The sequence below is a fragment of the Paenibacillus praedii genome, from assembly GCF_049725345.1.
Lineage (GTDB): Bacteria > Bacillota > Bacilli > Paenibacillales > Paenibacillaceae > Pristimantibacillus.
Window position 1 is genome coordinate 1 of record NZ_JBMWAM010000056.1, and the last position, 549, is coordinate 549.

At 38.3% G+C, this 549-nt stretch carries 1 protein-coding gene; it reads left to right on the forward strand.

What is annotated here, in order from left to right:
- Nucleotides 1–91: IS3 family transposase (locus tag ACO9K6_RS20970; RefSeq protein WP_424769439.1), on the forward strand; the 91-nt coding region annotated here is incomplete at its 5' end.
- Nucleotides 92–549: the final 458 nt, after the last annotated feature.

Genomic DNA, 549 nt, shown 5'->3' on the forward strand with positions numbered 1-549 from the left:
CAACTGGTTCAACAAGCATCGCATCCATGGAACCTTAGACTATATGACGCCTGTTCAATATCGACAAGAAGCCCTTAAAAAAGTTGTCTGATTTACTGTTGACAATCCAACGGTATGCAAAGTGTTAGACATCGACATTCAGGAGTTAATAGAGGTGGAGTAGCCTCTCACTATAGTAATCGTTCTATGTACGTAAAAGTTGCGAAAAATTTAAAAAGCAAGGGAAAAGCGAAGGTAAGGTATTGGCGGATGAAAATGGTGGTAACTGTTGATATTATGATTATTTTCAGGAGAGAGAATACATTAAATAGGGCATACGTTTTAAAGTAATTTGTACGCAGTGTATATTTGTTAAAACATCATATAGGGCTTACCAGGATTATCCCTCCTAAATGAATAACAAGCGGTTTATTCGACACTCCACCCCGAAAGTAAAAACTCCCCTTAACCATATATGTGAACTGTGACCCATAAGAAGGACACTTTAAAAAAGTGACCCTCTTGTGGGTCATTTGTGTTTTAATCGAGATACAGGGAAGAGGAGTGAGG